The following is a 9,184-nucleotide window of genomic DNA, read 5'->3' on the forward strand; positions in this document are numbered from 1 at the left end:
CGCGGAGGGGGCGGGCCGGCCGGCGTGCCCGCCGGGGGCGCCCCGGCCCGGGCCGATGCTTCTGAACCGGCCGCGACGCGCAGCCGCGCAGGGGGCCGCTGCGCGGGGCCTTCACCCCACCCCGCCCCTTCCCGAACTGGGGCTCCGCCCCAGACCCTGGCCGTGCGCTGCGCGCCCGGTGCGCTCAAACGCCGCGCGGGCTGGAAATCCAGCCCCGCCGGCGTTTGAGGCGCGGGGTGAGGGGGCGGAGCCCCGGGAGGGGCCGCGCAGCGTGTGGCCGGGAGGCGCGTCGGGCCACTCATCTCAGCCCCGCCGGCGTTTGAGGCGCGGGGTGCGGGGCGGAGCCCCGGGAGGCCTCGCGCAGCGTGTGGCCGGGACCCGCGTCGGGTCACCCACCCGAGCCCCGCCGGCGTTTGAGGCGCGGGGTGCGGGGCGGAGCCCCGGGAGGCCTCGCGCAGCGTGTGGCCGGGACCCGCGTCGGGCTACCCACCCGAGCCCCGCCGGCGTTTGAGGCGCGGGGTGCGGGGCGGAGCCCCGGGAGGCCTCGCGCAGCGTGTGGCCGGGGCCCGCGTCGAGCCACCCACCCCAGCCCCGCCGGCGTTTGAGGCGCGGGGTGAGGGGGCGGAGCCCCGCAAGCCCAGCCCAGCCGAGCCCGGCGCAGCGCTGGGCGGGGGCACGGGGGAGACCCCGTGAGCCGTGCCCCATAGAATCGGCACCACCATGGCCTACCTCGACCACGCCGCCACCACTCCGATGCTCCCGGAGGCCGCCGCGGCGATGACCGCGCAGTTCGCCACGACGGGCAACGCGTCCTCCCTCCACGCCGCCGGCCGGCGGGCCCGCCGTACCGTCGAGGAGGCCCGCGAGGCCCTCGCCGAGGCGCTCGGGGCCCGCCCCAGCGAGGTGGTGTTCACGGCGGGCGGTACCGAGTCCGACAACCTGGCCGTCAAGGGGCTGTTCTGGGCCCGCCGGGACGCCGACCCCGCCCGCAACCGCATCCTGGCCAGCCCCGTCGAGCACCACGCCGTCCTCGACGCGGTCCACTGGCTCGCCGAGCACGAGGGCGCCCAGGTCGAGTACCTGCCGGTCGACCACTACGGCCGGGTCCACGCCGACGCCTTCCGCGAGGCGATCGAGCGCAACCCCGCCGATGTCGCCCTGGCCACGGTCATGTGGGCCAACAACGAGATCGGCACCGTCCAGCCCGTCCGCGAACTCGCCGCCACGGCCCGCGAGTTCGGCATCCCGATGCACTCCGACGCCGTCCAGGCCGTCGGCCAGCTCGACGTCGGCTTCGCCGATTCCGGCCTCGCCGCCATGACCGTCAGCGGACACAAGATCGGCGGCCCCTACGGCATCGGCGCGCTGCTCCTGGGCCGCGACCAGACGCCCGTACCCGTCCTGCACGGCGGCGGCCAGGAGCGCCACGTCCGCTCCGGCACCCTCGACGTCCCCGCCATCGCCGCGTTCGCCGTGGCCGCGGTCCTCGCCGCCGAGCGGCGCGAGGCCTTCGCCCGGGAGGTCGCCGCCCTCCGCGACGACCTGGTCGCCGCGGTCCTCGCGGCCGTCCCCGACGCCGTCCTGGGCGGCGACCCGGTCGACCGCCTCCCGGCCAACGCCCACTTCAGCTTCCCCGGCTGCGAGGGCGACTCCCTGCTGCTCCTCCTGGACGCCCAGGGCATCGAGTGCTCGACGGGCTCCGCCTGCACGGCCGGCGTGGCCCAGCCCAGCCACGTCCTCCTCGCCACCGGCACGGACCCCGACCTCGCCCGCGGCACCCTCCGCTTCTCCCTGGGCCACACCTCGACGAAGGACGACGTGGCCGCCCTGGCCGCCGCAATCGGCCCAGCGGTGGACCGGGCCCGGACGGCGGGGCTGGTCTAGGGGCACACGGGGCCGGTGGACCGGCCCCTGGGCAGGTACGCCGTCCGTTCCTCCGGCGCGAGGTCGCGGTCGACAGTGCGGCAGATCTTCTCGATCGCCGCGGCGGGTTGCTCAAGGGCGACATCGTGCAGCTGGACGGTCTTGTCGGCGGCGGCGGTGGCGAGGGTCCTGCCGTCGGGGCTGAACGCGACCGCATTCACGACGGTGCTGTGCCTGGTCAGGATGGCGCGGGTCCGGCCGGTGGCCGCGTCCCACAGCCGCGCGTCCCAGTCCTTGCTGGAGGTGGCGACTGTCGTGCCGTCGGGACTGAACGCCACTCCGTTCACCCAGTCCTTGTGCCCGGTCAGGGTGGTGCGGGTCCGGCCGGTCGCCAGGTCCCACAGCCGTACGGTGTAGTCATTGCTGGCGGTGGCGAGGGTCTTGCCGTCGGGGCTGAAGGCCACTGAGAGCACCTGGTTGGTGTGTCCGGTCAGGGTGGTGCGGGTCTTGCCGGTGGTTACGTCCCACAGGCGCGCGGTTCCGTCGAGGCCGCCCGTGGCGACGGCGCGCCCGTCGGGGCTGAATGCCACGGACCACACTGCCTCGGTGTGTCCGGTCAGGGTGGTGCGAGCCTCGCCGGTGGCCACGTCCCACAGTTGCGCGTCATGTTCGCCGCCTGTGGTGACGAGGGTCTTGCTGTCGGGGCTGAATGCAACCGAAGCGATCCCCCAGGCGTGCAGGTTCAAGGTCCTGCGGGTCTTGCTGGTGGCCGCGTCCCACAGCCGTGCCGTTCCTTGGGTGTCGGCCGTGGCGATGGTCTTGCCGTCCGGGCTGAACGCCACAGCACTCACCCACCCGGTGTGTCCTGTCAGGGTGGTGCGGGCCTTTCCGGTGGTCACGTCCCACAGCCGTGCGGTTCCGTCGAGGCCGCCCGTGGCGGCGGTGCGGCCGTCGGGGCCGAATGCCACGGAGAACACCGCCGCAGTGTGCCCGGTCAGGGTGGTGCGGGCCTTGCCGGCGGCGACGTCCCACAGCCGCGCGGTGCGGTCGGCGCCGCCGGTGGCCAGGGTCTTGCCATCGGGGCTGAACGCCACTGTAAAAACCGCGTCGGCGTGCCCCGGCAGGACAGCGAGGGTCGCGCCGGCGGCGACGTCCCACAGCCGCACGTTGTGGTCGAGGCCGGCGGTGGCGAGGGTGTGACCGTCGGGGCTGAATGCCACTGAGGACAACGGGCCGGCGTTTCCAGTGACGGTGGTGCGCTCCTTACCCGTGGTCGCGTCCCACAATCGTGCGGTTCCGTCGTTGCTGGCGGTTGCGACGGTTGTGCCGTCGGGGCTGAAGGCCACCGAGAACACCGTGCTGGTGTGTCCGGTCAGGGTGGTGCGGGCTTTGCCGGTGGTCGCGTCCCACAGGCGTGCGGTGTTGTCGTGGCCGCCCGTGGCGACCGTTGCGCCGTCACGGCTGAAAGCCACCGACACCACGCTGGTGTGTCCCGTCAGGGTGGTGCGGGCCTTGCCGGTGGTCGCGTCCCACAATCGTGCGCCGTCGTCGTTGCCGGCGGTGGCCAGGGTCGTGCCGTCCGGGCTGAGCGCCACTGAGTTCACCCAGCCGGTGTGTCCGGTCAGGGTGGTACGGGTTTTGCCGGTGGTCGGGTCCCACAGCCGTGCGGTTCCGTCATAGCCAGCGGTGGCCAGGGTCGTGCCGTCGCGGCTGAACGTCACGGACTTCACCAAGCCGGTGTGTCCGGTCAAGGTGGTGCGGCTCTTGCCGGTGGTTGCGTCCCACAGCCGCACAGTCCGGTCGGCACTGGCGGTGGCGAGGGTGAGGCCGTCGGGGCTGAACGCCACGGCGTACACACCTTGGGCATGACCGGACAGACGCCGGTGCGGTGGGAGGGCCGCGGCGCTCCGGACGCTTTCGACGGCTTCGGGCGTGGGGCTGGTGCGGTATGCCTGGACGGCCAGCAGGGAGGCGAGTTCGGGATTCGTGCCGAACAGGTTGCTGGACTCGGCGGCGAGTGCCCGGGACAGGGCCGCCTCACCCGCCTCTACGGCTGCCCTCCATTGCCACACGGCCCCGCACACAGCGATGATCGCCATTACCAACGCGCTGGCCAGCAGTCTGACGCGGCGCTTGCCCTGCCGGATCACGGCCTGCTGGCGTACCTTGCTGGCCGTCAGGAACGCCCGTATGTCGCCGGGGAGCCCGCGTTGCCGGGACCAGTCGAGTCCCTCGGCCAGCGCCGTCCCCGCCAGAAGGTCTCCCGGGTCGTTCTTCGCGGCCCAGCGGGCTCGTCGCTCCCGCGTGCGGTCGAGCCATTGCTGGAAGCGGTGCTCCTGGTAGATCCAGCGGCGCAGCCTCCCCCAGTCGCGGATGAGCGCGTCGTGGATCAGCTCGGCCACCGGCTGCCCGGGGGGCTCGGCGGGGCGCTGGGTGGTGATGACGCGGTGGCGCGTCAGGGCGGCGACGACCTCGTCCACGGCGGCCCGGTCGCCCTCGGGGCCGGCCGCCAGCTCGCGGAGTTCGTCCAACGGGACCTGTGCGCGGGTCGGGGGGATGCGGCGGGCGGGGTCGGCGGGCCGTACCAAGGAGGTCAGGATGCGCCGGGCGACGGGTCGGTGTTCTTCGGGCAGCTGCTTGAGGGCGGTGTCGCACCATGTGGTCAGGCTGCCGCCTACCGCCCCAATGCGCCGGTAGGCCTCGTGCGTGAGGTACCCGTCCTGGCGCCGCTGCCACAGCTGGCTGAGCGCCAGCTCCAGCATCGGCAGCACCGTGGCCGGTGCCTGGCGGCTCCGGGTCGCCTCGGGGCTGGTCGCGAGGACGTCCGCGATCATCTGCTCGGGCAGACCGGGCTGGAAGCGGAGACCCACGTCCCGGGCGGGCAGGGTGATGATGTCGTGCAGGTCCTCCGGGCTCAGCGTGCTCGGCACGTTGAGGAGGCCCGGCATAGCGGCTTCCAGCAGGCCGGGTGCCTGCGCGGCCAACTGCGGGTAGAAGTCGTCCCGCATGATCAGGATCATGGAGAGCTCCGCGTCGGAGTCGGCCGCCGCCGTCAGCTGCTCCGCGACGCCGGCGCGGTGGTCCTGCCCGCCGTCTCCCTCGGCCGGCTCGGTGAGGAGTTCCTCGAACTGGTCCACGACCAGCAGGACACGGTCGTACCCGTTCTGCGCCCCGAGCCTTCGGGTCACCGCCGCCGCGATCCCGTCGGCGGCCGCTCCGGGCAGGCCCGCCCGCTCGATCTCGGCCGGCAGGTCGTGCCTCGGCCGCGCGATCACGGGCAGCCAGCGGTCGCTGCCCGGCAGTTCGCCCGCCGCCAGCGCCCGCAGCACACCCGCCTGGATCAGGGACGACTTGCCCGAGCCCGACGGGCCGAGCAGCAGCGTCAGCCGGCGCTGTCCGGCCAGGCCGGTCACGACCTGGCGCACCGCGTCCTTACGGCCCTCGAACCACCGGGCCTGTTCCGCCGTGAACGACTCCAGTCCCCGGTACGGACACACCTCCTGCTCGGCCAGCTCAGGCAGGATCTCCCGTAGGACCTGCGTCGGCGTGGCGTATGCGATCTCCTGGCCCCGCTGGTACGCGTCGGGTGCCGTGATCTCGGTGAGCATGCCGATGACCAGACCCGTCTTGTCGTCCAGGACCGGCCCGCCGCTGAAGCCCGTGGTGAGGTCGTTGGCCCGGGTCAGCTGGAGGCGCGTGCCCTTGTTCCTGGAGGCCGGCAGTAGATCACCGGCCACGCCGTTGCCGTAGTGGCCGTCCGACGGCGCCTGGGCGGGGAAGCCGAACGAGCGGACGTCGTGGCCGCGGCAGCCGGCCGCCGAGCCGAGCGGCAGTGCCGACACGCCGGCAGGGACAGCGGCCAGGCGGATGAAGGCCACGTCCTCTGCCTCCGGCGCACGCCATGCCGCGCCGCCCAGGACCTGCCCCTCGGCCCGCGGTGCACCCGCGACGCGGGGGAAGGCCAGCCGTAGCCCCTCGCCGGGCCCGCCTCCAGCCGCCCGGACGACATGCGCACAGGTGGCCAGTAGGTCGTCGGCCACCAGGAACGCCGCCCCGGCCACCTGGCCCTGCGTGCCGAGTACCTGAGCGACGACAGAGGGCAGGCCCTGGCCGGCGCCGTTCATGGGGCATCGTGCTTCCACGTCATCGTCACCGTCAGGTGGCACGCGGCCTGGCTCTTGGTGATCACGGCTCCCACCTCGACCGCCAGGTCGATGCCGAACTCGACGGCGATCTCGTCGGGCCCGGCCTTGCGGAGCTGGTCGAGCGTCGCGCGGGCCGCCTGCGTGATCGGCTCCAGAGCCTTTTGCAGGGTCACCGGGAAGTTCTGGACGGCCTCACCGATGCGGCCGGCCTGCACGGGGCCGGCGAGCGCGGCCGATCCTTCGACCAGGATGCTTCCTCCGCCCTCCAGGGGGATCCGAGCCAGCGGAGTCACGAGGCCTCCCGGGGTGTGAGGGAGCTGGAACAGCTGTCCGCCGGGGCCGGTCGGCTACTGGAGGGTGGACAGGTCGACCGACTCCGACGGGGGCGGGGTCTTCGCCGGCACCGGCTGGTCGTAGTCGGAGAAGTCGGCGGTGCCTCGCTGGCCGCCCTGGGTGCCCTCCACCCGCAGCAGCCGCGGCTCGCCCTCCGTGGCGACGTAGTACGTGCTGCGGTCCGCCCCGGAACTGCTGGTGGCGGTGATCGCCGGGGTGCCGCCGACCTCGGCCTTGCCGCCCTTCGTCACGTTCTCCGTGACCCGGTCCGACGCGTACTCGCGCTGGAAGGCGGACAGGTCGCAGATGTCGCCGAACTCCCGCAGCATCGGGTTGCCGGCCTTGCCGTGGATCCAGCGGCCGTTGATCAGGGCGATCGCATCCTCCCCGGCCGTGCCGGGGGTCTGGGACTTCACGAACGCGTTGTCCGGCTTCAGCCACACGTCCTCGCCGCGCTTGACGATGTCCGCGCGGCCGGCGTCCCCGGGCAGCGCGACGCTGCCCGCGCAGTTGCCGTCGACGTCGAAGCGGAGGTCCAGGGTGACGGTGCCCGCGGGGTCCTCGACCTTCGCCAGCATGCGCACCGAGCGGGCGTCGTGCAGCGCCTGCCGCCCCTTGTCCACGATCACCTGGGCGGGCTCGTCCTCGATGCCGTTGCCGTAGGGGAGCGTGAACCCCGCCAGCAGCGCACTGATCACCCCCGTGGCCGCGCCGACGGCCACCACCCGCAACCCGGACATCGCCTCACCTCCGACGCGTCGGCGAGCCACACGATCAGCCTAGGCCGGGGGAGCGGACCCCGCAGGTCCGGCCCGGCCGGCCAGGGCCTCGCGGACCATGCGCAGGTACCGGTCCCAGTCCCAGTGCGGGCCCGGGTCCGTGTGGTCGGCGCCCGGGACCTCCGAGTGGCCCAGGATGTGCTTGCGGTCGACGGGTATGCCGTAGCGCCGGCAGATGTCCGCCGCCAGCTTCGCCGAGGCCGCGTACATCGCGTCCGTGAAGTCCTGCCGGCGGTGCACGTACCCCACGTGCTCTATGCCGATGCTCCGCTCGTTCATCGAGCGGTTGGCCGCGTGGAAGGCGACGTCCAGCTCGCGCACCATCTGCTCGATGTGGCCGTCCTGGCGCACGATGTAGTGCGCGGAGGCCCTGTGCCACGGGTTGCGGAAGGCGTCCACCGAGGACTGGAACCCGCCCTGGGTGACATGGACGACGATCCGGTCCACCCGGTAGTCGTCGGGGCGGTCGGCCAGCCGCCAGTTCGCCGGGGAAGCCGCCGTCCAGCTCGCGCCCGCGTGGTCGAGCTCGCCCTCCTTGCGCGGCTTGGACACACCCGGCAGCAGCCACCACAAGCGCGCTATCTCGTCCCGACCGGCTACGGCACCCGCCGCGAAGAGCCCGAGCCCCGTGAAGAGCACCGCCCGCCGCGTCCGGCCACGCCCGCGCCCCGCACCCGCGCCGCCGCCCTTCCCCTGCTCGCCGCCCCCTTGCTGCTTGCCGGCCTTTCCGGCCTTGCCGCGCCCGCCGACCTCGCCTGACATGCGGACCACCCCCCTACGCCCATAACGCGCTGTGACCCCGCCCGGTTCCCCCGTACCCTGGAAGGCGCTATGACTGAGACCCTGCCGCGCACCTCCCGCCCCCTTCGCGTCCTGGCCGCCATGTCCGGCGGCGTCGACTCCGCCGTCGCCGCCGCCCGCGCCGTCGAAGCCGGGCACGACGTGACCGGTGTCCACCTCGCGCTCTCCGCGAACCCGCAGTCCTTCCGCACCGGGGCCCGTGGCTGCTGCACCATCGAGGACTCCCGCGACGCCCGCCGCGCCGCGGACGTCATCGGCATCCCCTTCTACTGCTGGGACCTCGCCGAGCGGTTCCGCGAGGACGTGGTCGAGGACTTCGTCGCCGAGTACGAGGCCGGCCGCACGCCCAACCCCTGCCTGCGCTGCAACGAGAAGATCAAGTTCGCGGCGCTGCTCGACAAGGCCCTCGCCCTCGGCTTCGACGCCGTATGCACCGGCCACTACGCCACCGTCGTCGAGCGCGAGGACGGCAGCCGCGAGCTGCACCGCGCCTCCGACATGGCCAAGGACCAGTCGTACGTCCTCGGCGTCCTGGACGACAGGCAGCTCGCCCACGCGCTCTTCCCGCTCGGCGACACGACCACCACCAAGGACGAGATCCGGGCGGAGGCGGAGCGCCGCGGCCTCGCCGTCGCGAAGAAGCCGGACAGCCACGACATCTGCTTCATCGCCGACGGTGACACCCAGGGCTTCCTCGCGAAGCGCCTGGGCAAGGCCGAGGGCGACATCGTGGACGAGGCCGGCAACAGGCTCGGCAGCCACGAGGGCGCGTACGGCTTCACCATCGGCCAGCGCAAGGGCCTTCGTATCGGGCACCCGGCACCCGACGGCAAGCCGCGCTACGTCCTCGACATCTCGCCCGTGAACAACACCGTCACGGTCGGCCCCGCCGAGTCCCTCGACGTCACGGCCCTGACCGCGATCAAGCCGCGCTGGTGCGGGACCGCCCCGGCCGACGGCCCGGCGCGCTACACCGCACAGCTGCGCGCCCACGGCGGCGAGACCGAGGTCTCGGCGGAACTGGTGGACGGCGAGCTGCGGGTCGCCTTCACCGAGCCGGTCCGCGGCGTGGCGCCCGGCCAGGCGATCGTCCTCTACGACGGCACCCGCGTGGTCGGCTCCGCCACCATCGCCTCGACCGTCCGAGCCACCCCCGCCGCCGTCTGACTCCGGTCCCCGCCGGGCCGCTGGTCCCGTCGCCGCGGCCCCGACCGCGCGCGGGCCGGGCGGGGCGGCTGGGCCGTCGGGGGGGGGGGGGGGGGG

Annotated in this window: 6 protein-coding genes; 2 read left to right on the forward strand and 4 right to left on the reverse strand. The window is 73.8% G+C overall.

The window, feature by feature from the left end; translation table 11 throughout:
- Window positions 1-720: 720 nt before the first annotated feature.
- Window positions 721-1,884 (forward strand): cysteine desulfurase family protein, encoded by a 1,164-nt coding sequence (locus GPJ59_RS28775; RefSeq protein ID WP_219670630.1) that lies wholly within the window; start codon window positions 721-723, stop codon window positions 1,882-1,884.
- Here GPJ59_RS28775 and GPJ59_RS28780 read toward each other — a convergent pair.
- The 4 genes from GPJ59_RS28780 to GPJ59_RS28795 are packed head-to-tail and all read right to left on the reverse strand — an operon-like array spanning window position 1,881 to window position 7,882.
- Window positions 1,881-5,987 (reverse strand): nSTAND1 domain-containing NTPase, encoded by a 4,107-nt coding sequence (locus GPJ59_RS28780; protein WP_219670625.1) that lies wholly within the window; start codon window positions 5,985-5,987, stop codon window positions 1,881-1,883. The genes GPJ59_RS28775 and GPJ59_RS28780 overlap by 4 nt on opposite strands.
- Window positions 5,984-6,301: a CU044_2847 family protein gene (locus tag GPJ59_RS28785; protein ID WP_219670626.1), complete on the reverse strand. Its 318-nt coding sequence runs from the start codon at window positions 6,299-6,301 to the stop codon at window positions 5,984-5,986. Before GPJ59_RS28785 ends, GPJ59_RS28780 begins: the two co-directional genes overlap by 4 nt.
- A 54-nt stretch (window positions 6,302-6,355) precedes the next feature.
- Entirely contained in the window at window positions 6,356-7,081 is a 726-nt protein-coding gene (locus tag GPJ59_RS28790) for a hypothetical protein (RefSeq protein ID WP_219670627.1), read from the reverse strand.
- A gap of 39 nt (window positions 7,082-7,120) precedes the next feature.
- Window positions 7,121-7,882, reverse strand: a complete 762-nt coding sequence (locus GPJ59_RS28795; RefSeq protein WP_219670628.1) for an N-acetylmuramoyl-L-alanine amidase — start codon at window positions 7,880-7,882, stop codon at window positions 7,121-7,123.
- A gap of 69 nt (window positions 7,883-7,951) precedes the next feature.
- Here GPJ59_RS28795 and mnmA point away from each other — a divergent pair, with 69 nt between their 5' ends.
- Window positions 7,952-9,088, forward strand: coding sequence for a tRNA 2-thiouridine(34) synthase MnmA (gene mnmA, locus GPJ59_RS28800; protein WP_219670629.1), 1,137 nt, complete (start codon window positions 7,952-7,954; stop codon window positions 9,086-9,088).
- Window positions 9,089-9,184 lie beyond the last annotated feature (96 nt).

Source organism: Streptomyces bambusae (assembly GCF_019400985.1).
GTDB lineage: Bacteria > Actinomycetota > Actinomycetes > Streptomycetales > Streptomycetaceae > Streptomyces > Streptomyces bambusae_A.

Bases quoted from the DNA above. Each gene is read 5' to 3' on its own strand.
- GPJ59_RS28775 (WP_219670630.1), top strand. From the start codon at position 721: ATGGCCTACCTCGACCACGCCGCCACCACTCCGATGCTCCCGGAGGCC.
- GPJ59_RS28780 (WP_219670625.1), bottom strand. From the start codon at position 5,987: ATGAACGGCGCCGGCCAGGGCCTGCCCTCTGTCGTCGCTCAGGTACTC.
- GPJ59_RS28790 (WP_219670627.1), bottom strand. From the start codon at position 7,081: ATGTCCGGGTTGCGGGTGGTGGCCGTCGGCGCGGCCACGGGGGTGATC.
- GPJ59_RS28795 (WP_219670628.1), bottom strand. From the start codon at position 7,882: ATGTCAGGCGAGGTCGGCGGGCGCGGCAAGGCCGGAAAGGCCGGCAAG.
- mnmA (WP_219670629.1), top strand. From the start codon at position 7,952: ATGACTGAGACCCTGCCGCGCACCTCCCGCCCCCTTCGCGTCCTGGCC.